This window comes from Rubrivivax benzoatilyticus JA2 = ATCC BAA-35, from assembly GCF_000190375.1.
Classification (GTDB): Bacteria; Pseudomonadota; Gammaproteobacteria; order Burkholderiales; family Burkholderiaceae_C; genus Rubrivivax; species Rubrivivax benzoatilyticus.
Window position 1 is genome coordinate 22,634 of sequence record NZ_AEWG01000148.1, and the last position, 25,264, is coordinate 47,897.

General features: G+C 71.4%; 22 protein-coding genes and 1 pseudogene. 10 read left to right on the forward strand and 13 right to left on the reverse strand.

What is annotated here, in order from left to right; all coding sequences use genetic code 11:
• Nucleotides 1-2 precede the first annotated feature (2 nt).
• The 4 genes from RBXJA2T_RS16335 to RBXJA2T_RS16350 all read left to right on the forward strand — a co-directional run bounded on the left by RBXJA2T_RS16335 (nucleotide 3) and on the right by RBXJA2T_RS16350 (nucleotide 1,542).
• Complete coding sequence (locus RBXJA2T_RS16335) at nucleotides 3-416, forward strand: hypothetical protein (RefSeq protein WP_009858525.1); 414 nt, start codon at nucleotides 3-5, stop codon at nucleotides 414-416.
• Between the two features lie 5 nt (nucleotides 417-421).
• Nucleotides 422-664: a helix-turn-helix transcriptional regulator gene (locus RBXJA2T_RS16340; RefSeq protein WP_009858526.1), complete on the forward strand. Its 243-nt coding sequence runs from the start codon at nucleotides 422-424 to the stop codon at nucleotides 662-664.
• 3 nt (nucleotides 665-667) lie between these two features.
• Entirely contained in the window at nucleotides 668-943 is a 276-nt protein-coding gene (locus tag RBXJA2T_RS16345; protein ID WP_009858527.1) for a hypothetical protein, read from the forward strand.
• Nucleotides 944-1,176: 233 nt separating this feature from the next.
• On the forward strand, nucleotides 1,177-1,542 hold the full coding sequence (locus RBXJA2T_RS16350; protein WP_009858528.1) for a hypothetical protein: 366 nt from the start codon (nucleotides 1,177-1,179) through the stop codon (nucleotides 1,540-1,542).
• A 48-nt stretch (nucleotides 1,543-1,590) separates the two neighbouring features.
• On the opposite strand, the gene RBXJA2T_RS19600 is transcribed toward RBXJA2T_RS16350, so the two are convergent.
• Nucleotides 1,591-3,747 (reverse strand): VgrG-related protein, encoded by a 2,157-nt coding sequence (locus tag RBXJA2T_RS19600; RefSeq protein WP_009858529.1) that lies wholly within the window; start codon nucleotides 3,745-3,747, stop codon nucleotides 1,591-1,593.
• A gap of 344 nt (nucleotides 3,748-4,091) precedes the next feature.
• Nucleotides 4,092-4,562, reverse strand: a complete 471-nt coding sequence (locus RBXJA2T_RS19880; protein ID WP_009858530.1) for a DUF4224 domain-containing protein — start codon at nucleotides 4,560-4,562, stop codon at nucleotides 4,092-4,094.
• 418 nt (nucleotides 4,563-4,980) lie between these two features.
• On the opposite strand from RBXJA2T_RS19880, the gene RBXJA2T_RS16365 reads away from it, so the two are divergent.
• Nucleotides 4,981-5,571 carry a hypothetical protein gene (locus RBXJA2T_RS16365; protein WP_009858531.1) on the forward strand — a complete coding sequence of 197 codons (591 nt, stop codon included), beginning with the start codon at nucleotides 4,981-4,983 and terminating at the stop codon, nucleotides 5,569-5,571.
• Nucleotides 5,572-5,845: 274 nt separating this feature from the next.
• Nucleotides 5,846-5,914, forward strand: a pseudogene (locus RBXJA2T_RS21055) (antA/AntB antirepressor family protein); the annotation flags it as partial.
• An 87-nt stretch (nucleotides 5,915-6,001) separates the two neighbouring features.
• Here RBXJA2T_RS21055 and xisR read toward each other — a convergent pair.
• The gene (gene xisR / locus RBXJA2T_RS16370; protein WP_009858532.1) at nucleotides 6,002-6,250 is read right to left on the reverse strand and encodes an excisionase family protein; all 249 of its coding nucleotides are present in this window, start codon (nucleotides 6,248-6,250) and stop codon (nucleotides 6,002-6,004) included.
• A gap of 370 nt (nucleotides 6,251-6,620) precedes the next feature.
• Here xisR and RBXJA2T_RS19610 point away from each other — a divergent pair, with 370 nt between their 5' ends.
• Both RBXJA2T_RS19610 and RBXJA2T_RS19615 read left to right on the forward strand, forming a co-directional pair.
• Nucleotides 6,621-7,370: a phage antirepressor KilAC domain-containing protein gene (locus tag RBXJA2T_RS19610; RefSeq protein ID WP_009858534.1), complete on the forward strand. Its 750-nt coding sequence runs from the start codon at nucleotides 6,621-6,623 to the stop codon at nucleotides 7,368-7,370.
• A gap of 14 nt (nucleotides 7,371-7,384) precedes the next feature.
• Nucleotides 7,385-8,380 carry an antA/AntB antirepressor family protein gene (locus RBXJA2T_RS19615; protein WP_009858535.1) on the forward strand — a complete coding sequence of 332 codons (996 nt, stop codon included), beginning with the start codon at nucleotides 7,385-7,387 and terminating at the stop codon, nucleotides 8,378-8,380.
• Between the two features lie 561 nt (nucleotides 8,381-8,941).
• On the opposite strand, the gene RBXJA2T_RS16390 is transcribed toward RBXJA2T_RS19615, so the two are convergent.
• Together RBXJA2T_RS16390 and RBXJA2T_RS16395 are read right to left on the reverse strand one after the other, a co-directional pair.
• Complete coding sequence (locus RBXJA2T_RS16390; protein WP_029718761.1) at nucleotides 8,942-9,856, reverse strand: DMT family transporter; 915 nt, start codon at nucleotides 9,854-9,856, stop codon at nucleotides 8,942-8,944.
• On the reverse strand, nucleotides 9,853-10,158 hold the full coding sequence (locus RBXJA2T_RS16395; protein WP_029718760.1) for a putative signal transducing protein: 306 nt from the start codon (nucleotides 10,156-10,158) through the stop codon (nucleotides 9,853-9,855). The genes RBXJA2T_RS16390 and RBXJA2T_RS16395 overlap by 4 nt, the downstream gene beginning before the upstream one ends.
• 77 nt (nucleotides 10,159-10,235) lie before the next feature.
• Between RBXJA2T_RS16395 and RBXJA2T_RS16400 the strand changes: the two genes are divergently transcribed.
• Nucleotides 10,236-11,219 carry a quinone oxidoreductase family protein gene (locus tag RBXJA2T_RS16400; protein WP_009858538.1) on the forward strand — a complete coding sequence of 328 codons (984 nt, stop codon included), beginning with the start codon at nucleotides 10,236-10,238 and terminating at the stop codon, nucleotides 11,217-11,219.
• A gap of 56 nt (nucleotides 11,220-11,275) precedes the next feature.
• Here the strand turns inward: RBXJA2T_RS16400 and lspA are convergent, their stop codons facing one another.
• From lspA to ileS, 3 genes are all read right to left on the reverse strand, one after another.
• Nucleotides 11,276-11,794, reverse strand: coding sequence for a signal peptidase II (gene lspA, locus RBXJA2T_RS16405; RefSeq protein ID WP_009858539.1), 519 nt, complete (start codon nucleotides 11,792-11,794; stop codon nucleotides 11,276-11,278).
• 86 nt (nucleotides 11,795-11,880) lie between these two features.
• Entirely contained in the window at nucleotides 11,881-16,158 is a 4,278-nt protein-coding gene (locus RBXJA2T_RS16410; RefSeq protein ID WP_009858540.1) for a PAS domain-containing protein, read from the reverse strand.
• 110 nt (nucleotides 16,159-16,268) lie between these two features.
• Complete coding sequence (gene ileS / locus RBXJA2T_RS16415; RefSeq protein ID WP_009858541.1) at nucleotides 16,269-19,112, reverse strand: isoleucine--tRNA ligase; 2,844 nt, start codon at nucleotides 19,110-19,112, stop codon at nucleotides 16,269-16,271.
• Between the two features lie 303 nt (nucleotides 19,113-19,415).
• On the opposite strand from ileS, the gene RBXJA2T_RS16420 reads away from it, so the two are divergent.
• A complete protein-coding gene (locus RBXJA2T_RS16420) occupies nucleotides 19,416-20,186 on the forward strand; it encodes a MipA/OmpV family protein (protein WP_237704897.1) in 771 nt (256 codons plus the stop codon).
• A 1-nt stretch (nucleotide 20,187) separates the two neighbouring features.
• Here RBXJA2T_RS16420 and RBXJA2T_RS16425 read toward each other — a convergent pair whose 3' ends face one another.
• Genes RBXJA2T_RS16425 through RBXJA2T_RS16445 form a run of 5 tightly spaced genes read right to left on the reverse strand, consistent with a single transcriptional unit; the run spans nucleotide 20,188 to nucleotide 25,188 of the window.
• Entirely contained in the window at nucleotides 20,188-21,150 is a 963-nt protein-coding gene (locus tag RBXJA2T_RS16425) for a bifunctional riboflavin kinase/FAD synthetase (RefSeq protein WP_009858543.1), read from the reverse strand.
• 16 nt (nucleotides 21,151-21,166) lie between these two features.
• Nucleotides 21,167-21,865, reverse strand: a complete 699-nt coding sequence (locus RBXJA2T_RS16430; RefSeq protein WP_009858544.1) for a pseudouridine synthase — start codon at nucleotides 21,863-21,865, stop codon at nucleotides 21,167-21,169.
• On the reverse strand, nucleotides 21,865-22,842 hold the full coding sequence (locus tag RBXJA2T_RS16435) for a P1 family peptidase (RefSeq protein WP_009858545.1): 978 nt from the start codon (nucleotides 22,840-22,842) through the stop codon (nucleotides 21,865-21,867). The genes RBXJA2T_RS16430 and RBXJA2T_RS16435 overlap by 1 nt, the downstream gene beginning before the upstream one ends.
• A 40-nt stretch (nucleotides 22,843-22,882) precedes the next feature.
• Nucleotides 22,883-24,010 (reverse strand): acyl-CoA dehydrogenase family protein, encoded by a 1,128-nt coding sequence (locus RBXJA2T_RS16440; RefSeq protein ID WP_009858546.1) that lies wholly within the window; start codon nucleotides 24,008-24,010, stop codon nucleotides 22,883-22,885.
• 5 nt (nucleotides 24,011-24,015) lie between these two features.
• Nucleotides 24,016-25,188, reverse strand: coding sequence for an acyl-CoA dehydrogenase family protein (locus RBXJA2T_RS16445; RefSeq protein ID WP_009858547.1), 1,173 nt, complete (start codon nucleotides 25,186-25,188; stop codon nucleotides 24,016-24,018).
• Nucleotides 25,189-25,264 lie beyond the last annotated feature (76 nt).

Here is a 25,264-nt window from a genome sequence, read left to right on the forward strand (position 1 = left end):
AGATGACGACGTCACATAGTCGCGGCGCCACTTCTGCGGCCGATGGCCAGATCGACAGGGAACTGTACGAGCGCGCTGCGTACGCGCTGTTCTGGAAGTTCGAGTCCGTTCTGGAGCGCGCCGCCGTCGGTGAGCTACGGCCCCCCCAGGTCAGCGGAGACTCAGCCTCCTATCGCGCCTGCGCCGACAAGCTCGCCCAGCACGCGAACAAGGTCGCCCAGCACGCGAACAAGGTGCAAGAGGCGGCGCGATGCAGCCAGGCGCTCGCCCGGCTCCTTCGCGATCCGCACATGCAGCTCGAGCGCTTGGAGCCGTCGTTGCGAGCGCAGCTCGAGCAGAAGGCACGCGAGCTCGGATCAGCGCCGTGGGGGGGCATCCCCCTCTCGGCGTTTCCAGACCCGGAAGACGTGGAGTAGCCGTGATGCCCAAGCAAGTCGCCATCGGCTCGGGCCCGCCCCTGGTCGCGTTGACGGGGCATCTTCTGACGTGGACTGAAGCCGCGGCTGTCATCGGGCTGTCCGCAAGGACGCTGCGCCGGCTGAATGCCGCCGGGAGGTTCCCGGAGCCGGTGGTGATCGCCGGGCTTCGTGGTCGGCGGTTCCGCCGCGAGGACATTGCGCGGTGGCTTGACGCGGCCGGCGAGCAGCCCGTTCAAGGCGAGTAGGACATGTCCAGCGACCGCGCCCCCGAGTTGTCGCGCGAGCAGCTCGCCACATCGCTGGCCGAGCTGCGTCGGCGCTCGCCGCGCATCCCCGTAGACCTCGACGCAGCGATGTCGACGGCGGTGTGGCGCACGCTCATCCGTGGGCACGCCGCAGCGCGCATGCTCGAGGCCACGCGTGCCCGTCGGCGACCGCCGGCCCTGAGCGGCCAGGTGAAGCTCAGGCCCATGCCGGACTTCGACTGCAGACGCGCCGCCGCCGGCGATCTCCGCGACCTGTAGGCACGACGCAGGGCGGAACTCGCGGCGCGTCGCTTCGCGCCGTGTGGTGACGGCCAAGACCGCAAGTCCTTTGCGGCACAGCCGGGGCTGCGCCCCGCTGATCCTCCCGCGCGATGCATCCTGGGTCGACCCCTCTGGGGATGCCGCCCCGCATTCGCGCGTCCCCAGCGGTGCCCGCCTCAGGTGAGGATTTGGGGAGGATTTCCGCATCTCCGGGGACATCGACGCCCGCGATGCACTTCAACGATCGACGGTCAGGGAGCGACGCCGCGACGGCGTGGGTCGAGGCGGCCATGATCGTTCAGGCCGACGGCCACCTGCTGTTCGAGACCTTGGTCAGCGAGCTGCAGATGGCGGCGCGGCGGGCCGTCGCCACACTCGACCGCCGTCAGCGTGTGATGCTGTGGATGTCCTGCGAGCCCGACGAGTTGAACGAGCACGCGGAGCTCTGGGACTTGGACAGCGCGCACGGGTTCGACCCGCTGACGCGCGACACGGGCGCGATCGAGAACGAGGTGGCGCGTCAGGTCATCCGCGACCTGGGCGCGGTGCGGATTGAGACGATGGACGAACGATGCGGCGCCGACGACGCAGCTTGAGGGCGACTGCAACGCTGGATGTCGCGCTGAAGCTGAGTCGGCTGGCCGTCAGTGATAGTGGGTTGTCGGCGACCCGATGCCGCCGCAGCAGATGTGCGCGATCGATCGATCCCGCACGTCCTGCGTCAGCGGGGCCTGGGCGACGACCGTCGTGGGCGCCGGCGCCGAGCTGCTGACACGCTCCGGAATCGGCTCCACCGTCGGCGCTGGCGGAACCGCCGCCACGGCCGGCACACGCGGCACGGTCGGCGAGTAGGCCGTCGTCACCTGAACCGTGCTCCGGGCGACGGCGGGCGAAGCAACCGACGGCACGGCGGCCTGACGCAGCAACTCCTTCTCCGACATCGCCCGGTGGAGCTGACTGGCCCGCACCGCCGGGCTGCTGCTGCGGAAGTAGGCGTCGTTGAACTGGATCTTGCGATCCTGGATCGCGTCGGTGATCTGCGCGTCCGTCATGCTTGCGAGATCGCGCCCCTTCAGCGAGGCGGCGATGATCTTCGAGGCATCGCCTCGGAACTGCGTGGCGGTCGAGAACACCGCTTCGCGAACCGATGCGCCGCGGCCGGACAGGTCGAAGCCCGCAGCCTTCAGCTTCGCCATCTCCGGCTCGTAGTGCGTGGCGATCATGAACCGCCGTTGTGCGTCGCCGAAGGCCTGTTCATCGCGCTCGACGACCTGACGGTACTTGGCGTTGAACTCGGGCGTTCCCGGCGTCAGCCCGGCGAACTGCGCGCCGTACTCCGGAGCCCACCGAAGGAACTCGGCCATCGTCCCTGTGTTCGTCGCGAGCTGGTGCTTGCCGTAGCTGACACCGCCGCGGTCGCCTCTGCCGCTCGAGATAGTCCCGACACCGCGCCCACCGGACTCGAAGCGCTCGCTGACCCAGCCGAGCTGACCAGCCTTCTCGCCAACCATCTCGCCGGCTTTGCTGCCGAGGTAGGCCCCGAGGACACCGCCGACCAGGGTGCCAGGGCCAGGCGCGATCATCGTGCCGAACGCAGCGCCGGCAGAAGCTCCTCCGACGGCCCCCGTGAAGCCGCCGACGTTCTCGGCCCGCTTTCGCGCACGCTCGTCGTCGGTCAAGCCGGCGTCGTTCGCGATTCGGCGGTCCTCCGCCAGCGCCAGCGCAGCCGTGGCGATCGTGCCGATCAGCGGCAGCTTCCCGAGAAGCCCTCGCAATCCGCCGGGCTTGGACGTCGCAGCCTTCGCTGCTTCTGCGTCCCCGGCACTGGCCAGCGTCGGGCCGAGGAGCGGCAGCTTCGACAGTGCGGCACGGATCCCACCCAGCATGCCGCTGATCTTCGTCCCGATGCCGGCGACGGTTGCGATGACGGGTGCCACAGCCGCCGGCAGCAGCGACCCGATCGCCGAGAGCAGGCCGCCACTCTCCCCGCGCGCGGCGCCGGCGGCGTCCTTGACGTCCTTGAGCCCGCGCTGCATCGAGCGCGCGGTGGCGGCGTCGTCGCGCCTGGCGCCGCGGATCTCGCGCCAGAGCTTGCGCAGCCAGGGAACGCTGGGATCGTCGCGCTCGCGGCGGCGGCCGGCGAAGTAGCTGGCGGCGCGGCCCAGCGGCGCGACGACATCACGCACCTCGGCGGCGGCGCCCACGATCGGGTCGATGCGTTCGACGCCGGTGACGGCGGCGCCAGCGCCGGAGGTCAGGCCGCCGGCGAGCCGGCCGACCGTTGCGATGACGCCGGAGCCGTCCTTCTGGCCACCGCCGAACCGTCCGCGGGCGTCGCGCGCCTGGTCGCGCCGCGCGTCGGCCTTGGCGTCCTTGCGCGCCGCCTCCGCGGTGCGTGCCATCTGCTCGGCGGAGCGCGCGACCGCGCCAGCAGCGCGCGAGTCGGCAGCGCTGGACGTGTCCGCGCCTCGGCGCGGCGCGAATCTGCGGTCCTCTCCTCTTGCGAGGTTGCGGTAGCCCCAAGCTCGTTCCGAGCGCGGAACAGGCGTGGCGATCTTGCGTGGCGCCGTGGGTGAGTCAACCGACGGTGCGCGCGCGGCGCGGTCAGCCGAGCGCGACACGGGCGCCACGGGCTGGCGGCTGGAGGTGCCATGCCCATCGGGGCGGCGCTGCAGGACGTCGAGGATCTTTCCGGTGTTGTCCCGGATGTCGCCGAGCAGTTCGCTGTCTTCCTCGGCGGTGGTGTCGATCGGGGTGCCAACGAGCAGGCCGGAGGCGTCCGACTTGATGCGGTCGTTCATGTGATGTCCTTCGTGTACGAGGGGCGGCGCCGCGGCCCGCATCGGGGTGGGCGCGGTGCGCGCGTCGCATGTTCCGACCTGACACCTCGCCTGGTGGGGCCGCTTTCCGGCGCTGGCGGGGACGGATCACGACGGTCGGCTTTCTGGCTAGGTGGCCGCGCCAACTACGCGTGCCAGAAGGTGCCAGGGGTGGTGCCAGCACTCGAGCGTGAACTGAACCGCCCGGCACGCGCGGCGCGTTGGCGGCCGCAGCTGCGTCGGACCTCGGGCAGACGGTTGCTCGACTCGCGTTCGTTTCGCCAGCACCTCGGCTGACCGTTGGATGGCGGCCAGGTGTACGGCCGCTACCCGGATCGCGATGAGGCGCTGGGTGGGCGTGGCCCGCTGCCTTGTGCCTTCTGGGATGCCTTGCGGGCACGCTGCTCCGCCTTGCGGGCACTCTCTGCGGCTAGCTCTGCAGCCTTTCGAGCGCGATCGGCGGCAAGTTGCTCCAGTCGCAGGCGCCGCTTTTCCGCCCATCGCTGAAGCGCAAGCTCAGCCTCGACGTCTGCCGCGTCCGCCTCACGTTGCCTCGCCTCCTCGGCAGAGTTCGGGCTGCCCAAGTGCCCTCGACAGACCGCCTCGTAGTGGGCTCGCTCGAGGATGATGGCGCCGGTCGGAAGGCGTCGCGCCCTCCAGAACCCGTGCTTGTGCAACTCCTTGAGCTGCTTCGCCGGCTGACGGAAGCCGGTCAAGGCGGCGATCTCCTCGGTCGACAGGATCACGCTCGGGAACACGGCATCACGGCCGGTTGAGCCCTGGCCTGCTTCGTTCATCGCTTTCCTCTGTGAGCTGCTCTGCAGAGCGCTGACCGCGCCCCGGCGCATGGTTCCCCGGCAGTCTACGCATTGGCCCAGCGCTCGCGGCGTCGCGTTGACAGCTTCGGCCTCCCTCTGGCAAAGTGAACGCGCCTCGAAAGAGGTGGGGCGTGGAAACCCCAAGGAAAAGCGGAGGCCGCACCCGTCAGTCACGCGGCTTTTTTGCGTCCGTGCCATTCATTTTTGGATGGCCGAGAGGGCGGTTGTCACGGGGCAACCCGTGGCGGGGGAGCGAACCTCCTCGAAATACAAAACCCAGCGATGGGGAATACGCCCGCCTGGCTTTTCCCAGGTTTCCAACCTCTCGGCCATCTTGCCGTGCGCGCGTGGAAACGCTCCGGCAAGACGTTCTCAACGTCTCGAAAAGGAGCGTTCCATGCTCGACCGTCACACCCAGGCGCGCGCCGCCGCAATTTCCGCCACCGAACAGTCCGCCGAGCGCGAGCTCAAGGTCTACATCCAGCCCCATGGCCTCAACTACTGGGAGATCGAGGGCAGCCGAGCACAACTCGAAGCCGAAGGAATCGAGTTCCCTGCGGGCGTGACGTGGCCCGAAGGGGCCGGTCAATACTACTGGCGGTCCGGTAGTTTCCGCTTCCGCCTGACCCGCGCGCTCCCCGACGGCCTTAAGGGCCCCCGCAGGAACTACCCTGACCTCGACTGGTGGTGCGTGCGCTGCGACTACAACGACAGGCTCGACCCCGACCAACACGCCATCCTCCTGAAGAAGCGCGAACTCGCTGAAGCGATCCGCCTCGCGTCGCCCGATGGCCAGCGCGAAGCCGACCGCGCCTGGAAGGCGGCCCGAGACGTGGCGTTCCAGGAGTTCAAGGGCCGTATACCCGGGCTGGTGCGGCCGAAGCGAGGTCGAACGTCCCGCGTGGCCAGCGATCGGGGGCGCGCCGAAGGAAACGGGATCCCCGATCCCACCTCCGAGACGAGCGAGCCGACTGGAGGCGGGGAGTAAAGACCTCGGGCATTGCGGCCCTGGATGTCACCAGGCGCGCGATCGGTCCCTTCGTCGTCGCTGGCGCGGGAACTTTGGCGCTTCACGGCCGGAGCTGAGGCGCTGAACACCCAACATGGCGCGATGACGGCCGAGCTGCCGTCATCGCCACCTGGCTGGAAGCCGAGGCGTCCGGCGGGCGCCAGGTCGGCAAGACATCGTCGCAGTTTTGCGTTGATCTCCCCGACGTCTACGGTCGGACGCAGCCGGCATTCGCACTCCCGAAGCCCGCGCGCTGCATGCGTTCCTGGAGGTCGGGAAGGACTTCTCCAACTGGGTCAAGGATCGGATCGCGCAGTACGCTTTTCCGAGGGGCAGGACTACGTGGTGCACCTTTTCGCCAGTTACGGCGAAAAGGGTCAGGGCCGCCCGACCAAGCAATCCGCCAGCTTCAGCGCCTCTTCTCGGTCTCGACCCACCGAGCGTAGCCGGCGATGCTGATCAGCACCGAGCCGTCTGGCGCCTTTCGGTACTCCTTCCCGACGCGCCAGACGCCTTCGTCGATCTTCCGGCGGATCGCCTTCTCGGTGTAGCCAGTGATGTGCGCGGCCAGCGGGATCCGGACGTAGGGCGCAGGTGCTACCAGCAGGTGATCGAGCGTCGGATCAGCAGAGCGGTCTCGGTGCGGCAACGTCAACATGTTGGGAGGTGCGGGGTTGGGCGTTGTGGTCAGACCGATGGGCGCAGCACCTCTCGGTCAACCGCCTTGGCTCAAGGCCGCCGCAGCCTTGAGCACGGTTCGCGTTCGAAGTCGGCGCGAGAACTCTAACGTATCTCATATACCGTATACGGTATGAATCGATCGGCAGGCGGGGCCCATCCATAGGGCAACGTCAAGCGACCGCGCGTCGCAACACCGGCCCTGCCGAAGACCTACCGCGAAGCGCTGCAGGCGCTCGTGGCCGCGGAGACCGCGAAGGAAGCGCTGCAACTGCGCCTCGCCGAGCTGGCGGCTTCCGCCGTCCCCTCCACGCACCAGCGCCAGCCCGGCGCCACCGAAGGAGAACGCCATGCGTGACCTCGTCATCGCCGACACCGCCATCCGCACCGACTCGGCCGGCCGCTACTGCCTCAACGACCTCCACCGCGCTTCCGGCGCGGAGACGAAGCATCGCCCCAGCACCTGGCTGCAGAACCAGCAGACGCAGGCGCTGGTGTCCGAACTGGCCGCCGATGGGGCCTCACGGAATTCCGTGACCCCTCTCGCCACGGTCAACGACGGCCGCAACAACGGCACCTACGTCGCCAAGGAGCTGGTCTACGCCTACGCGATGTGGATCAGCCCGGCCTTCCATCTGAAGGTCATCCGCGCCTACGACGCGCTGGTCACGCAGCAGCCGCACCCCGGCGCGATCGACATCCGCGACCCGAAGCAGCTCGCCATCGTCGCGCTGCAGCTCGTCGAGGTGAACCGCGACCTTCAGGCCAAGGTCGACACCATGCAGGTCGCCGTCGACGCGCACCACCGCATCGCCAAGGCCAGCGCCGGCTCGCGCTGCGTGACCGACGCGGCGAAGGATCTGCAGGTGCGCCCGAAAGACCTCTTCTCCTGGCTGAGCGCGAACCGCTGGATCTACCGCCGCCCCGGCGGCTCGGGCTGGCTGGCGTATCAGGACCGCATCCAGGCCGGCCTGCTGGAGCACAAGGTCCACACGGTCGAGCGGCCGGACGGCACCGACAAGGTCGTCGAGAACCTCCTCGTGACGCCCAAGGGCCTGGCGAAGCTCGCCGTGGCCTTCAGAACCCCCAACGCCGCCTGAGAACGGAGACCACCATGGCACAACAAGCGAAGATCCACGTCATCAACGAGCGCCAGCTCGCCGCACTGAACGTGCGCCTCATGCGCGGCTGGTGCGCGATGCCCGAAGGCCAGCGCGGCAAGTTCATCGAGCGGGCGAAGTCCGAGCTGGCCAGCCGGTTCAGCGTGCGCTACGTCGAGTCGATCCCGGCCGACCGCTTCGCCGGCGCGCTCGAAGCTGCCGAGCAGATCGTCGACGCGGCCATCGCCGAGCTGCACACGTCGGCGACGCCCTACCGCCGCCCGCACCGCCAGCTCCCGCTGGTCGACCCCGCCGCCACGGTGCCGGCCGCGGCCCGGTCCCAGCACGTCGCCAACGACGTCGAGCCCGGCCGCCAGCAGCTGATCCCGCTGGCCCAGCACGAGATCGCCGGCTCCACCGTGCAGACCGTCGACGCCCGCGCGCTGCATGCGTTCCTGGAGGTCGGGAAGGTGTTCGGCGCGTGGATCAAGGAGCGCATCGACCAGTACGGGTTCTCCAACGAGGTCGACTACTTGATTTCCGAAACGGGAATCCAAGTTCCGCACCAAGGCGGAACCCGCCGCACGACACGCATCGACTACCACCTGACCCTCGACACGGCGAAAGAGCTGGCCATGGTCGAGCGCAACGCGAAGGGCCGGGAGGCGCGGCGCTACTTCATCGAGTGCGAGAAGCGCCTGAAGGAGCACGAGGCCGGCGGCGGGCGCCAGGTCGCCGCGCTGCCGGACTTCAGCAACCCCGCCGCCGCGGCGCGCGCGTGGGCGGAACAGTTCGAGGAGCGCCAGCGCCTGGCGCTGGAGAACAAGGCCCAGGCCGAGGCGCTGGACGAGGCTGCGCCGAAGGTCGACTTCCATGACACCGTCGCCGACACCAGCAACTGCGTGACGATCGAGGAGGCGGCGAGTGCCTCGAGAGCATGTCTACGGCCTGCAGCACGCACGCGCCGACGCTTGAAAAAGAAGAGAGGCACCCGGTGGTGCAGGGAATGAGCCCGCGTCGGATGCCTCTCCAGCCGCCAGCAAGCTGGACGACGTCAGTAGTCTCGCACAGGACGGCGGCGACCGCACCGTCTCGCGCATCACGAGCGTGAGGCATCGGGAAGTTCGGCACGCGGGTGGCGGTGAGTGCTGGCCTGACGTCGTCGGGCAGCACTCACGATGCACTAGCGCCCGGTGCGCGCCGCGCTGAAGCCTGAGTTGGCGCTGGAGAGCGGCGCGTCGGCGGTGTCGGCGCAATGGCTGGCGTTGATCTCCGGCCACGACGCTCCGAGCGCTTCGTGCTGCGCGGCGAATGCCCGGCCGACCCCGCGGGCGGTGCCGTGGCGATGCTGCTCTGCCCTGTGGCTGCGCTGCTGCCGAACGCCTGCAAGCCTGGCCGAGGATGCTCGGTGGCCAATGCACGCGGCACACCGTGTGTATAACTTTTGGTGTAACTCGTTGCAATTTTGAGACGGCTTCCCTCGTGAATTCGAGTGACCCCGGTCCCCATCCAAACCGAAACCCCGGCCGCGCAAGCGACCGAGGTTTTTCTTCGTCTGCGCGCGGCGAGTGTCAGCGCCGGTTCGACGCCACGATGCCGCCGACGATCAGCGCGAAGGCCAGCGCGTGGTACGGGTGCGGCGGCTCGCCCAGCAGCGCTGCCGACAACAGCGCGGTGAACAGCGGCGTCAGGTTGGCGAAGAAGCCGGCGATCGCCGGGCCGACCTCGGCGACGCCGCGGCCCCAGAGGCGGAAGGCCAGCACCGACGGCCCGACGGCGATGAAGACCAGCGCCGCGACGGCCATCGGCGACCACTGCACCGGCTGTGGCATCCAGATCGCCTCGCCGACGGCCGACAAGGTCGCCCAGCCGACGCCGAAGATCACCTGGACGAGCAGGAACTCGGCCCAGTTCCAGTCGGGCCGCTGCTCGCCGCGCATCGACGCCGCCGGCCGCGCCAGCTGCCAGCTGTAGCCGGCCCAGGCGAGGGCCGCGACCAGGATCCACAGGTCGCCGGCGACGAGCCGGATCGTGCCCAGGCTGGACAGGTCGCCGCGCAGCAGCACCACCATCACGCCGGCCAGCGACAGCACCGCGCCGGCCAGTTGCCCGCCCCGCGGGCGCTCGCGATAGAAGAGGGCGCCGACGAGCATCATCCACAGCGGGATGCTGGAGGCGATCAGCGTGACGTTGATCGGCGTCGAGGTGTGCAGCGCCAGGTACTGCAGCGCGTTGTAGGCGCCCACGCCGAGCAGCCCGAGGCCGGCCAGCGGCCGCCAGCGGGCGCGGATCTCGGCGCGGCGCTCGGGTGTGCCGATCGCGCGCCAGCCCAGCGGCAGCAGGATGGCCAGTGCCAGCCACCAGCGCAGGCAGTTCAGCAGCAGCGGCGGCATCACCGGCGCCAGCAGGCGGCCGAGCAACGTGTTGCCCGCCCACAGCATGGGCGGCACGGTCAGCAGTGCCGCGATCCGGGGTGTGAGCGTCATGCCGCGGGCCTCTCGGCGCCGCAGCTCCAGCATTGCTCGAACGGCCCCTCGACGATCTCGTGGCAGCGGGCGCAGGCCCAGGTGTGGTGCGGCGGGTGCCGCCACTCGTCGAGCAGCGTCTGCGCGCGGGCGTGCTCGTCGTCGGGCACCCAGACCTCCGGCAGGCTCTGGTCGGGCGGGATCTCGCCGGCGATGCCGCTGGCGAAGGCGCGCTGCACGCTGGCGGCGATGCCGGCGGCGCCGAGCTGGTCGGCCCAGAGGGTGGCCAGCACGAGGTTGGGGGCTTGGATCAGTCTTCTCATCGGGCGGGCGATCATGCCACCGCCGGTGTGGCGGTTCGGCATCGCTTAACCTGCGCGCTCGTCACGAGGAGAACACGATGCCGCGCGCGATCCAGATCTCCGCCTTCGGCGGCCCCGAGGTGCTGCGGTCCGTCGACCTGCCGGTCGGCGAACCCGGACCCGGCCAGGTGCGCATCCGCCACCACGCCTGCGGGCTCAACTTCATCGACGTCTACCAGCGCACGGGCCTCTACCAGAACCCGCTACCGCTGGTGCTGGGCATGGAAGGCGCCGGCATCGTCGAGGCCGTCGGCGACGGCGTGTCGCACCTGCAGCCGGGCGACCGCGCGGCCTACGCCGCCGGGACGCCGGGCGCCTACAGCGAGCTGCGCGTGATGCCGGCCACGCAGGTCGTGCAGCTGCCCGACGGCATCGACTTCGAGACCGGCGCGGCGATGATGCTCAAGGGCCTGACCGCGCAGTACCTGCTGAAGAAGACGCTGCCGGTCGAGGGCCTGCAGCCGGGCGACTGGGTGCTGTTCCATGCCGCCGCCGGCGGTGTCGGCCTGATCGCCTGCCAGTGGGCGCGTGCGCTGGGGTTGCGCCTGATCGGCACCGCCGGCGGCGCGGCCAAGTGCCAGCTGGCGCTCGAACACGGCGCGGCGGCGATGATCGACTACACGCGCGAGGACTTCGTCGCCCGCGTCAAGGACATCACCGGCGGGCGCGGCGTCAAGGTCGTCTACGACTCGGTCGGCCGCGACACCTTCGACGGCAGCCTGGCCTGCCTGCGGCCGTTCGGCCTGCTGGCCAGCTTCGGCAACTCGTCGGGGCCGGTGCCGCCGTTCGCGATCGGCACGCTGGGCCCCAAGGGCTCGCTGTACGTCACCCGCGCGACGCTTTTCACCCACATCGCGACGCGCGAGCGAACGCAGGAGATGGCCGACGAGCTCTTCGATGTCGTCGCCAGCGGCGAGGTCCGGATCCGCATCGACCAGCGCTGGGCGCTCGCCGACGTGGCCGAGGCGCACCGCGCGCTGGAAGCCCGGCGCACGACCGGCTCGACGGTGCTGCTTCCCTGAGCCTGCGCCGGCCGGCGCGGGGCGATTCGCCGTGCCCGGGTGGCGGTGCGGGTGCCTTACTTGCCGCCGCGGCGCACGCGCAGGATCTCGTCGAGCACGAGGCACACGGCGCCCAGCGTGATCGCCGCGTCGGCAACGTTGAAGCTGGGGAAGTAGCCGCCGCGGAACATCGGCTCGAGGAAGCCGAAGCGGAACTGCAGGAAGTCGATGACGTGGCCGTGCAGCAGCCGGTCGATGACGTTGCCGACCGCGCCGCCGAGGATCATCGTCACCGCGAAGCTGAACAGCCGCTGCGACGCATGGTTGGCGAGCATCCAGACGATGACCGCCGAGGCGGCGACGCCGACCCCGACGAAGAACCAGCGCTGCCAGCCGGCCGCGTCGGCCAGGAACGAGAACGCCGCACCGCTGTTGTGCACGCGCACGATGTTGAAGAAGCTCGTGACGACGCGGGCTTCGCCGTCCTGGAAGTAACCGAGGATCAGCGTCTTCGTGAACTGGTCCAGGACGACGACGATGAAGGCGAGGCCGAGCCAGAAGGGCAGGCGGTTGGACGTGCGCGAAGACGTGGCCATGAAGTCGTGATGCGGGTGGACCGCCGGGGCCGGCGGGCGGGCCGCTACTGTAGCGCGAGGCCGTCGCCGGCCCCCGCGCGGCGGCCTCAGTCGAGCAGGGCCTCCAGCTGGGCTGCCACCGCCCTCACGCGTTCGTGCAGCTCGCGCGCCCGCTCGGCCAGAGGCTCGGCCTGCGTCGCGCTGGCGGTGTCGTGCTCCAGCTCGCGCGCATGGGCCTGCAGCGCGCGCGCGCCGATTGCGCCGCAGGCGCCGTGCAGCGAGTGCGCCGCGCATTTCCAGGCCGCGAGCCGTTCGTCGCCGCCGGGGGCCACCAGCGCCGGCACGCCGAGCGCGTAGACCTCGGCGAAACGTCGCATCAACCGCTGCAGCACGTTGGGCCGCCCGCCGACCAGCCGCAGCGCGGCGTCGACGTCGATCTCGCCGAGCGCGCCCAGGCGTTCGGCGAACCCGGCGCCGGACGGCGGCCCCGCCGGCGCACTGGCGCCGTCCGGCGTCGCGGGCGGCAGCCAGCGCAGCAGCGTGGCGTACAGCGTCTGCGGGTCCACCGGCTTGGCGATGTGGTCGTTCATGCCCGCGGCCAGGCAGGCGGCGCGGTCTTCGCCGAAGGCGTTGGCCGTCATCGCCAGGATCGGCACGGCCAGCCCGGTGCGCCGCAGCTCGCGCGTGGCTTCCAGCCCGTCCATCTCCGGCATCTGCATGTCCATCAGCACCGCGGCGTAGTCGCGCGCCTGTCCCATGCGCAGCGCCTCGCGGCCGTCGACGGCCAGATCGACCTCCAGCCCCACCGCGCGCAGCAGTTCCAGCGCCACTTCCTGGTTGATCGGGTTGTCCTCGACCAGCAGCAGCGGCCGGCGACAACCGCGCGCGCGCAGCGCGGCCTCGGCCTGGCCGCTGCCGTGCGGCGGCGGCATCACGGCCTCGGAGGCCGCCCCGGAGTGCCGCAGCACACGCTGCAGCGTGTCGTGCAGCGTCGAGGCCGCCACCGGCTTGAGCAGCACCGACGCGAAGCCGGCGGCCTCGGCCCGCTCGCGCATGCCGTCGTCGTCAAAGGCCGTGACCAGCAGCGCCGGGGCCTTGGCCGCGGCTGGCAGGGCGCGCAGGCGTGCGAGGGTCTCGATGCCGTCGAGCGCCTCCATGCGCCAGTCCAGCAGCAGCAGGTCGTAGGTCTGGTCGGCGGCGCCGGCCGCCGCCGCCTGCTCGAGTGCGGCTTCGCCCGACAACACGGCATCGACCTGCATGCCCAGGTGCCGCAGCCGGTCGGCCAGCGCCTCGCGGGCCTCGGGCAGGTCGTCGGCCAGCAGCACGCGCAGGCCCGCCATCTTCGGCACCGGCGCGGGCTGCTCCCCTTCGAGCGCCAGCCAGGCGCTGAACCAGAAGCAGCTGCCGGCCCCGGGCGTGCTGTCGGCGCCGACCTCGCCGCCCATCATCGACGCCATGTGGCGCGTCAGCGCCAGGCCCAGGCCGGTGCCGCCGTGGCGCCGGCTCGTCGAGCTGTCGACCTGCTCGAACGCCTGGAACAGGGCGCCGAGGCGGTCGGGCGGGATGCCGACGCCAGTGTCGGTGACGGTGAAGCGCAGCAGCACGCGGCCCTCGGCGTGATCGGCCTGTCGAGCCTGCAGCCGTACCCAGCCCTTCTCGGTGAACTTCACCGCGTTGGACAGCAGGTTCAGCAGCGCCTGCAGCAGCCGCGTCGGGTCGCCGACCAGACGGTCGGGCACCGCGTCGGTGTCCAGCACCAGCTCCAGCCCCTTGCGCTGGGCCTCGGTCGCGACGGTCTGGAAGGCCCGCGCCAGCAGCGTGTCCAGCGAGAACGGGATCGCCTCGAGCTCCAGCCGCCCGGCCTCGATCTTGGACAGGTCCAGCACGTCGTTGAGGATCTGCAGCAGGTGCTGGGCCTGGCCGCGGATCTTCAGGAGCCGTTCGCGTTCGGTGTCCGCGTGCGCGTCGCGCAGCATCAGGTGCGCCAGGCCGATGATGGCGTTCATCGGCGTGCGGATCTCGTGGCTGATGTTGGCCAGGAAGGCGCTCTTGGAACGGCTGGCGGCTTCGGCGCGGTCGCGTTCGACGACGAGTTCGGCGTTGGCGCGCTGCAGCCCGGCCTCGGCGCGCTTTTGCGCCGAGATGTCGATCGCCATCACGTAGAAGCCGTCGACCTGGCCGTCGGCGCGCCGGTCGGGCACGTAGTGCACCAGCAGGTCCTGCGGCTCGCCGCCGCGGCTCGGCGCACTGCGTTCGTATTGCTGCAGCTCGCCACCGAATGCGGCGCGGATCAGGTCGGCCTGCGTCCGCACGAACTCGGGGCCCAGCAGCTCCGTCATCGACAGGCCGATGATCTGCTCCTGGCTCATGCCGAACCAGTCGCAGTAGCCGCGATTGGCGAAGCGGCAGCGCATCTGGCGGTCCCAGTAGGCGACGAGGCCGGGCAGGCTGTCGGCGATCATGCGCGCCGAACGTTCGGCTTCGGCCAGCCCGGCGATCGCGTGCTTGAGCTCGAGCGTGCGTTCCTCGACCAGCTGCTGCAGGTGCAGCCGGTGGCGACGCAGCTCCTCGGTGGTCTCGCGGCGCTCGGTGACGTCGTCCCAGGACGCGACGACGGCGATCAGCCGGCCGTCGTCGGGGTCGCGCACCGGCTCGGCGTTGACACGCAGCCAGCGCTGCCGGCCGTCGGGGGCGCGCACGCGAACCTCGGCGTCGCGGCACTCCCCGCTGGCGGTGATGACCTCGGTGAGGCGCTGCAGGCCCTCGGGCGACGGCTCGCCGCTCTCGTTCACCGGCTCCCAGCCCAGCTCGTCGAGCCGGCGCCCGCGCAGGGCCTGAACCGGCTGCAGCAGCAGCCGTTCGGCTGCCGGGTTGGCGTCGACGATGCTGCCGTCGGGGGCGCGCACGACGATGCCCTCGTTGAGCACCTCGAAGACCGAGCGGAAGCGGGCCTCGCTCTCGCGCAGGGCCTGTTCGCCGCGGCGCAGTGCCGTGAGGTCGCTGGCCACGCCGACCAGGCCGACGATGCGCCCGTCGCCGTCGCGCAGCGGCGCCTTCGTCACCGCCAGATGGAGCACGCCGTTCGGCGTCGGCATCGTCTGCTCGAAGGTCATGGCGTTGCCGTCGCGCAGCGTGAGCCGATCGTCGGCGGCGTAGGCGGCGGCGGTGTCGGGCGGAAAGACGTCGACGTCACGCTGTCCGATCAACTGCTCGCGGCTGAGCCCGCTGCGCTCGCAGGCGATGCGGTTGACGAACAGATAGCGGCCGTCGAGGTCCTTGGCGAAGATCGCCTCGCCCGCGTGCTCGGCGACGGTATCGAGCAGCTGCAGCGCGCGCATGCGCTCGCGTTCCTCGGCGCGTTCGCGTTCCGCATCGGCGAGCGCGCGGCGGTTGGACAGGCTGCGTCCGATGGCGTGGAGCGCCAGCAGCGTCACCGCCAGCAGCGCCAGACCGGCCAGCGCCGACTGCCGCGCCGGCGCGTCGATCGCCTGCTGGTCGACCTGCAGCGACAGCCACCAGTCGCCCGCGCCCAGCGGCAGCACGATGCCGGTCACGGCCTCGCCGCGGAAGTCGGTGGCGCGCTGCGGCTGCAGCGCCGAGGGGTCGCCGCGCAGCGCAGCCAGCGGCAGCGTCCCGGCTTCGGTGACGGCGACGGTCGCCGGCAGCCGCCCCTGCAACTCGGGCGTGAACCCGGCCCAGGGATGCATGACATCGCCTTGGCGCTGCCACAGCAGTGCCAGCGCCCCGTCGCGCGGCAGCGGCCAGCCTGTCAGGCCCGGCAGCAGCGTCTGCTGCGGGTCCTGGCGCAGCGCGACGGCGGCGCGCGCCGGCGTGCCGCTCAGCTTCAGCGGGAAGACGATGTCCAGCCGCAGCGCCTGTGCATCGGCGCCGCTGCGGTACATCGGGGTGTGCTGTGCCTGGCCGGTCGTGATGGCGCGCCGCACGGTGTCGCGCAGGGCGGCTGTCGGGGCTTCGTCGGGTGTCGCCGAGACGAGCAACTGGCCGTCGGCGTCCAGCAGCAGGACGTTGACGCTGCGGGTGCTGTCGCGCAGATGCTGCAGGCGTTGCTCGAGTTCGCGGCGTTCCGCGGCATCGGGCCCGGCGAGCGCGCGGCGGTGGAACTGGGCCAGCGAGGGGCTGGGCTCGAGCAGGCGGCCCAGGGCCAGCCGTTCGTTCAGCCAGTCGTCGATCTGTTCCGATCGAAGCCGGGCGACGGCCTTCAGCTCCGCCGCGGCGAGTTCCCGCCCGATGCGGAACTCGCGCAGGACCAGTACCGCGGTCGCGGCGGCCAGCACCAGGAATGCCAGCGCCGTCCGCCAGACGATGCCGCGGGCGCCGGGATGTCGGGACGAGCCGGTGGGCCGGCCGCTGCTGGTTTCCGCCATTCGACACCGCCTCCCTTGTGCGCTGATGCGCTTGGCGGCGACGCGTTTCTAGCACAGGGCCGGCGCGCCGGCACGGAGGCCCCCCGGAGACATCCCCCGGGGATCGGGCGTCAGGCCACGCGCCTGGCCTCGCCGTCGCCGTACAGGTTGCTCGTGCAGCGCCCGCACAGGCCCGGGTGCGCCGGGTCGTGGCCGACGTCGTCGCGCCAGTGCCAGCAGCGCTCGCACTTGGTGTCGGTCGACGGCGTTACCGTCACCTGCAGCTCGTCGGCGGCGGCCAGCAGCGCCTTGGAGGTGATGAGCACGAAACGCAGGTCCTCGCCGAGCGAGGCCAGCAGCTCGTGTTCCTCGGCCGGCGCGCCGATCGTCACGTTGGCCTGCAACGACGAGCCCACGGCGCCGGTGGTGCGCACGGCCTCGATCTCCTTGTTGACGCGTTCGCGCACGGCGCGGATGCGCGCCCACTTCGCCAGCAGCGCGGCGTCGGGCTCGGGGAAGTCGAGGTAGGTCTCGGTGAAGATCGACTCGGTCGTGCCGACGATCTTCCACGCTTCCTCGGCAGTGAAGCTGAGGAAGGGCGCCATCCAGCGCAGCATCGCCTGGGTGATCGTGACCAGCGCGGTCTGGGCGCTGCGGCGCGCCAGCGACTTGGGCGCCGTCGTGTACAGCCGGTCCTTCAGCGCGTCGAGGTAGAAGGCGCCCAGGTCCTCGCTGCAGAAGACCTGCAGCTTGGCGACCACCGGGTGGAACTCGTAGACCTCGTAGTGCTTCAGGATCTCGGCCTGCAGCTCGGCGGTGCGGGCCAGTGCCCAGCGGTCGATCTCCAGCAGCTCCTCGGGCGCCACGGCGTCGGCCTTGGCGTCGAAGTCCGAGGTGTTGGCGAGCAGGAAACGAAGCGTGTTGCGGATGCGGCGGTAGGCGTCGACGACGCGGGCGAGGATCTTGTCGTCGCCGGCGATGTCGCCCGAGTAGTCCGAGGCCGCGACCCACAGGCGGATGATCTCGGCGCCCAGCGTCGACGAGACCTTCTGCGGCTCGATGCCGTTGCCCAGGCTCTTGCTCATCTTGCGGCCCTGGCTGTCGACGGTGAACCCGTGCGTCAGCAGGCCGCGGTAGGGCGCGCGGCCGTACAAGGCGCAGGCCAGCAGCAGCGAGCTGTGGAACCAGCCGCGGTGCTGGTCGTGGCCTTCCAGGTACAGGTCGGCCTCGGGGCCTTGCTTGTGGAAGCCCTCGGGATGCTGGCCGCGCAGCACGTGCCAGAAGGTCGAGCCGGAGTCGAACCAGACCTCAAGGATGTCGCTGCTCTTGGTGTAGAGCGCGGCGTCCTCGGCGCCCAGGATCTGCTCGGCCGTCGTGCGGCTCCAGGCCTCGATGCCGCCGGCTTCGACGATGTCGGCCGCCTGGTCGAGGATCTCCATCGTGCGCGGGTGCAGGTCGCCGGTCTCCTTGTGCAGGAAGAAGGGCAGCGGCACGCCCCAGCTGCGCTGGCGGCTGATGCACCAGTCGGGGCGGTTGGCGATCATGTCGCGCAGCCGCGCCTTGCCGTTCTCGGGGTAGAAGCCGGTGGCCTCGATCGCGTCCAGCGCCATCTGGCGCAGCGTGCGCGGCGCCTTGTCCTTCGTGAAGACGCCTTCACCCTCGTCCATGCGGATGAACCACTGCGCCGCGGCGCGGTAGATCACCGGGCTCTTGTGGCGCCAGCAGTGCGGGTAGCTGTGGGTGATGGTCTCGGTGGCGAGCAGCCGGCCGGCGCGTTGCAGCGTGTCGAGGATGACCGGCACCGCCTTCCAGATGTTCTGGCCGCCGAAGAGCGGGAAGTCGGCGGCGTAGCAGCCGTTGCCCTGCACCGGGTTCAGGATCTCGTCGGTCTTCATCCCGTGCGCGACGCAGGAGTTGAAGTCGTCCAGACCGTAGGCCGGGCTGCTGTGCACGATGCCGGTGCCGTCGTCGGCGGTGGCGTAGTCGGCGAGATACACCGGGCTCAGGCGGTCGTAGCCCGGGTCGGTGTCGGCCAGCGGGTGGCGGAAGTTGAGGCCACCGAGCTTTTCGCCCTTGGTCGTCGCGACGACCGTGCCTTGCAGGCCGTAGCGCCCCAGGCACTTCTCGACCAGCGATTCGGCCAGCACCAGCAGGCCGCGCTCGGTGTCGACCAGCGCATAGTCCAGCGCCGGGTTCAGGTTCAGCGCCTGGTTGGCGGGGATCGTCCAGGCGGTCGTCGTCCAGATGACGATGAAGGCCGGCTTGGCGATAGCCGGCAGGCCGAAGGCGGCGGCCAGCTTGTCGGGCTCGGCCGCCGGGAAGGCGACGTCCAGCGTCTGGCTCTTCTTGTCGGCGTACTCGATCTCGAACTCGGCCAGCGAGCTGCCGCAGTCGAAGCACCAGTAGACCGGCTTCAGGCCGCGGTAGACGAAACCGCGTTCGATGACACGCTTGAAGGCGCGGATCTCGCCGGCCTCGTTGGCCGGGTCCATCGTCGCGTAGCGGTGCTCCCAGTCGCCGAGCACGCCCAGGCGCTTGAAGTCGGCCATCTGCAGCGCGATCTGCTCGGTCGCGTAGGCGCGGCTCTTGGCCTGCATGTCGTCGCGGCTCAGGTGGCGGCCGTGTTTCTTCTCGATCGCGTTCTCGATCGGCAGGCCGTGGCAGTCCCAGCCGGGCACGTACTGGGCGTCGAAGCCCTTGAGCTGGCGCGCCTTGACGATCATGTCCTTCAGGACCTTGTTGACCGCGTGGCCCATGTGGATGGCGCCGTTGGCGTACGGCGGGCCGTCGTGCAGCACGAACAGCGGCTTGCCGCAGCGCGCGTCGCGCAGGCGCTTGTAGAGGCCTTCGTCCTGCCACTGCTTGATCCACGCCGGTTCGCGCTTGGCGAGGTCGCCGCGCATCGGGAACGGGGTGTCGGGCAGGTTCAGCGTCGCGCGGTAGTCGGGCGCGGCGGCGTTCGTGGAGTCGGTCATGTCGGTCGGCACCGGGCGGTGCGGAGGCGGTGCATAAGCGGTCGTCGAGGCGCGCGTGCGGGCACGGCGCGAGACGGCGGGGGCGGTCAGGCGCGAAGGCGCTGCGTCCGCGTAATTCGGTCGCGCGTCGTCTGCCGCCGCGTGGAGGTGTTCCGCCACGACGGGTCGAGCCGAACGATGGACAATCGCATCAGCCGATTCTACCGAGGCGCTGCTTTGAAGCTCCGCATCCGTCCGCCGGCGCTGGCCCTGACACTGCTCGTCGCCGCCTCCGCTCGGGGCGAGGAGGCGCCGGAGCCCCCGGTGACACCCCGCGCCCCGGCGGCCGAAGCGGACGACGACGGCCCGCCGCCGCGGCGGTTTGAAGGTGTCGTCGGCGTGCTTGCCTCCTGGGGGAGTTCGCACCATGGCCGCGGCGGCCCCGACGCTTCGCTCGAACCCGGCTTCTACCTGCGCTGGGGGCGGCTCACCGTCAGCAACGCCGGCGCCTTCGCCACCCGCCGCGCCGACGACGTGACACGCGGCCTGGGGCTCGACCTGACGAGCGGCAGCCGGCTGCGCACCCATCTCTCGCTGCGCTACGACCGCGGCCGCGACGACGACGAACCGGCGCTCGAAGGCCTGGGCGACGTGCGGGCGACCGTGCGGGCCCGGCTGGGCGCGAGCTGGCGGCTCGACGACGGCTGGCGCCTGTCCGGCGGCTGGAGCCCCGACCTGCTGGGCCGTGGCGGCGGGTCCTTCGTCGACCTGGGCCTGTCGCGCGAGCGCCCGCTGGCGCCGCGCACACGCTGGAACGCGTCGCTGCGGCTGACGGCGGCCGACCGCCGCTACATGCAGAGCTACTACGGCATCGACGAGCAGCAGGCCGCCGCCAGCGGCTACCCGGTCTACTCGCCCGGCGCCGGGCTGCGCGACCTGCAGGGGGTGCTCGGGCTGCGCCACCAGCTGTCCGAGGACTGGGTGGCACTGGCCGGGGTGTCGCTGCGCCGGTTGCTCGGGCCGGCGGCCGACGGGCCCTCGGTCACCGGCAAGACCGGCTGGAGCCTGGGATTCGGCCTCGGCCGGCGCTTCTGAGTCAGCGCGGCTGGGCGGCGAACCAGGCGCGGGCGTCGGCCTCGTCCTGGGCGATGCCCTCGCGCAGCGCCTCCAGCGACGGGTAGCGGCGCTCGTCGTGCAGCTTGTGCAGCAGCTCGACCCGCAGCACGCGGCCGTAGCCGGCCTCCGGGCCCAGCGGCCATTCGAGGCAGTGCGTCTCCAGCAGCACACGCCCGGCGTTCTCCACCGTCGGCCGCGTGCCCAGGCTGGCGACACCCGGCAGCGCGCGTTCGGCCAGGCCGTACACGCGCACGACGAAGATGCCGCCGGCCGCCGGCCGCGGGTGCGGGAAACGCAGGTTCAGCGTGCGGAAACCCAGCTCGCGGCCGAGCTTGCGGCCGTGGATCGCGTGGCCGCTGATCGAATACGGCCGCCCCAGCAGCACCGCGGCGCGCTTCATGTCGCCGGCAGCGAGCGCGTCGCGCACCGCCGAACTCGACACCCGCAGGCCGTGCACCTCGTAGCTCAGCATGCGCGCGACGTCGAAGCCCAGCCGCGTGCCGGCCTCGTCGAGCATTGCGTAGGTGCCTTCGCGGCGCGCGCCGAAACGGAAGTCGTCGCCGACCAGCACGTAGCGTGCGTTCAGGTTCTTCTGCAGCACCTGCTCGACGAAGGCCTCGGGCGCCAGAGACGCCAGGCGCTCGTCGAAACGTGCGACGACGACGTGGTCGACGCCGCAGCGCTCCAGTTCGGCCAGCTTGTCGCGCAGCGTCGCGATGCGCGCCGGCGCGCGCGACGCGTCGCCGGCGCGGCGGGCGAAGAAGTCGCGTGGATGCGGCTCGAAGGTCATCACGCACGAGGCCAGGCCGCGATGCCGCGCCTCGTTGACCAGCATCGCGAGCATCGCCTGGTGGCCGCGGTGCACGCCGTCGAAGTTGCCGATCGTCAGCGCGCAGCCGGCCTCTCGCAGCCCGGGGTGGTCGAATCCTCTGAAAACGCGCATGGCCGCGGATTCTCGTTCAAGCGCCGGCGAAGATCGCCTCGGGCTCGACCCAGCACCAGCGCCCCGGCGCCAGGTCGGCCGGCAGCGTCAGTGCGCCGAAGGCGCTGCGGTGCAGCGCCTCGACGCGGTTGCCGGCGGCGGCGACCATGCGCTTGACCTGGTGGTACTTGCCTTCGGCCAGCACCAGGCGCAGCGTGTTCGGGCCGGTGCACTGCGCCTGCAGCGCACGCACCGGCTGCGGGTCGTCGTCGAGCACGACGCCGGCCAGCAGGCGCTGCACGACGGCCTCGTCGACGGGGTGCTTGGTCGTCGCCTCGTAGACCTTGGGCACATGGTGCTTGGGGCTGGTGAGGCGGTGGATCAGCTTGCCGTCGTCGGTGAACAGCAGCAGCCCGGTCGTGTCTTCGTCGAGCCGGCCCACCGGCTGCACGCCGCGCGTGCGCAGCGGCGGCGGCAGCAGGCTCATCACGCTGGGGTGGTGGCGGGGCTTCTGCGAGCACTCGTAGCCGGCGGGCTTGTGCAGCATCACCAGCGCCGGCTGGCGGAAGGGCCACTCGCGGCCGTCGACCTCGAAGACGAGGCCGGCGGTGTCGAAGTCGGCCGAGGGGTCGTCGACGACCTGGCCGCCGACACGCACCGCGCCGCAGTCGACCAGCCCGGCGCAGACGCGGCGTGTGCCGAAGCCCTGGGTGAAGAGGATTTGTTCGAGTTTCATCAGGGGGCGAATTCTCGCGCCGACGGCAGGCCGGGCCGGCCGGTGGCCGAAAGCAGCGCGTCGAGCACCGCGGCGGCCACCGCTTCGGCGGCCAGCACGTGCAGCAGCGTGGCCGGCGCCGCCGGGCCGCGGCCGGTGGACAGGCCGAACAGGGTGTCGCCGTCGCTGGCGGTGTGCACCGGGCGGATCGTGCGCGCCAGGCCGTCGTGGCCGGCGGTCGCCAGGCGCTGCGCCTGGGCCTTGGTGAGCGGCGCGTCGGTGGCGACGACACCGATCGTCGTCGCGCCGGCCAGCGGCGCGGCGGCGTGTTCGCCGGCGAGATAGCTGGCGACGGTGTCGCGCAAGCCGCGGCCGTCGTCGCGGCGCGCGCCGGCGACGATGCGGCCGCGCTCCGGGTCGACGACGTCGCCGACGGCGTTGACCGCGACGAGCGCCGCCACCGTCACGCCACCGGCGCGGCGCGAGGCGGTGCCGATGCCGCCCTTCATCGCGTGCTGCGGCCCGAAGAGCTTGCCGACGCTGGCGCCGGCTCCGGCGCCGACGCTGCCACGTGCGAAGGCGCCGCTGGTGGCCGCCTCGCAGGCGGCGTAACCCGCCGCCGCGTCGGGGCGCGCGGCCGGGCGCAGCCAGAGGTCGAACAGCACCGCCGCCGGCACGATCGGTACGACGGCCGGGCCGACAGCGACGCCGCGGCCGCGTTCCTCCAGCCAGCGCATCACGCCGCCGGCGGCGTCCAGGCCGTAGGCGCTGCCGCCGGCCAGCAGCAGCGCGTGCACGGCCTCGACGGTGTTCTCCGGGCGCAGCAGGTCGGTCTCGCGTGTGCCCGGCGCGGCGCCGCGCACGTCGGCGCCGGCGACCGAGCCTTCGGGGCAGAGCACGACGCTGCAGCCGCTCAGGCCGTCGGCCAGCGTGTGGTGGCCGACGGCGAGGCCGGCGACGTCGGTCAGGGCGTCGAGCGTGTCGAGGGGCGCGGGCATGGCGCGACTGTAGCGGCCGGCCCGCCGGCGCCCCGGCGCTTCAGACGAAGACGCCAGCCGTGTCTTCCATGCGTGCGGCGACTTCGCCGAGGTGGTGCAGCGTGTCGCCGAAGGCCAGCTCCAGCACCGTCAGGCGCTTGAAGTAGTGGCTGCCGGCGTATTCGTCGGTGACGCCGATGCCGCCGTGCATCTGGATGCACTGCTGGCCGACGAAACGCATCGCCTGGCCGAGCTGCACACGCGCCTGGGCGACGGCGCGGCGGCGTTCGGCCGCCGGCGCGCCGAGCTTCAGCGTCGCGTAGTAGCTCATCGAACGTGCGAGTTCGAGCTGCATCTTGGCGTCGGCGACGCGGTGGCGCAGCGCCTGGAAGCTGGCGATCGGCACGCCGAACTGGCGGCGCGTGTTCAGGTACTCGACGGTCATCGCCAGCAGCCGGTCCATCAGGCCGACGCCTTCGGCGGCGATGCCGGCCAGCGCGATGTCCACCGCATGTTCCAGGCGCTCGAGGCCGTCTTCGGCGATCAGCGCGGCCGGCGCGGCGTCGAAGCGCAGGTCGGCGGCGCGTGCGCCGTCCTGCGTCGGGTAGGGCGTGATCGCCGCGGCGCCGGCTTCGACGACGAACAGGCCGATGCCGGCACGTTCGCCGTCGCTGCCGGCGATGCGCGCCGGCACGATGAAGGCGTCGGCCTCGTCGCCGGCCGGCACGGCGATCTTGGTGCCGGTGACGACCCAGCCGTCGCCGCGGCGTTCGGCGCGGGTCGCCGGGCGATCCAGCGCCCAGCGTGCGGCGCGCTCCTGCTGTGCCAGAACGACGAGCGCCGAGCCATCGGCGATGCGCGGCAGCCACTCGCGCTGCAGCGCCTCGGGCGCGGCGGCCAGCAGCGCCGGCACGGCGAGCGCGGCGTTGGTCCACGGCGCGTGCACCAGGCCGCGGCCGAGCTCCTCGTTGACGAGCATCGCCTCGACCGGGCCCAGGCCCAGTCCTCCGTGGGCCTCGGGCACCGCCAGGCCGGCGAGCCCGAGTTCGGCCAGTTCGCCCCAGACGGCGCGCGAACGGCCGCCGGCCTTGGCCAGCGCGTGCCGGCGTTCGAAGGCGAAACCCTTGTCCACCCAGCGCCGAACGGCTTCGCGCAGCGCCTGCTGGTCGTCGGTGATATCGAAGTCCATGGAGTTCACCCCAGCACGGTTTGGGCGACGATGTTGCGCTGCACCTCGTTGGAGCCGCCGTAGATCGTCGTCTTGCGCAGGTTGAAGTAGCTGCCCATCAGCGGTGCCAGCGCGTCGTGCTGCCAGCCGGCCGCCGCGGTGTCGGCGGCCTCGTCGCGGCGCGCCACGGTGCCGGGGCCGCCGGCGAGCATCAGCAGTTCGGCCGCGCGCTGCTGGATCTCGCTGCCGCGGATCTTCAGCAGGCCGGCGATGTCCAGGCTCTGCTTGCCGCTCTTCTCGGCCGACAGCACGCGCAGCACCAGCATCTCCAGCGCGACGATGTCGACTTCCAGCAGCGCGATCTGGTCGCGCAGCCGGGCGTCGTCCCAGACGCCTTCGGCCTGGGCCAGCGCCTTCAGCCGTTCGAGTTCGCGCTTGGAGCGGTTGACCTCGGCGATGTTGGTGCGCTCGTGCGCCAGCAGCAGCTTGGCGTAGGACCAGCCCTTGTTCTCCTCGCCGATCAGGTTGGCCGCCGGCACCTCGACGTTGTCGAAGAAGACCTCGTTGACCTCGGGCTCGCCGTCGAGCATGACGATCGGCCGCACGCTGACGCCGGGGCTCTTCATGTCGATCAGCAGGAAGCTGATGCCGGCCTGCGGCTTGCCGTCGCTGGCGGTGCGCACCAGGCAGAAGATCCAGTCGCCGTGCTGGGCGAGCGTCGTCCAGGTCTTCTGGCCGTTGACGACGTAGTGGTCGCCGCGGCGCTCGGCGCGTGTCTTCAGCGACGCCAGGTCCGAGCCGGCGCCGGGCTCGCTGTAACCCTGGCTCCACCAGACCTCGCCGCTGGCGATGGCCGGCAGGAAGCGCCGCTGCTGCTCGGGCGTGCCGAAGGCCATGATGACCGGCGCGACCATCACCGGGCCGAAGGGCAGGATGCGCGGCGCGCCGGCGAGCGCACATTCCTCCTCGAACAGGTGCTTCTGCACCGCCGTCCAGCCCGGCCCGCCGAAGGCGCGCGGCCAGCCGGCGGCCAGCCAGCCCTTCTGGCCCAGGATCCGGGCCCAGCGCTGGTTGTCCTCGCGTGTCAGCGCCCGCGCGGCGCGCACCTTGTCGCGGATGTCCGCCGGCAGGTGCTCGCCGACCCAGGCGCGCACCTCCTGGCGGAAGGCCTGTTCTTCCTCGGTGAAATCGAGGTCCATCGTCGTCTCCTCGCGGCCGTGAACGGCCGGCTCTCGTGGCCGGCTCGTTGTAGCACGCGGGTTTCGGGCCGCCTTG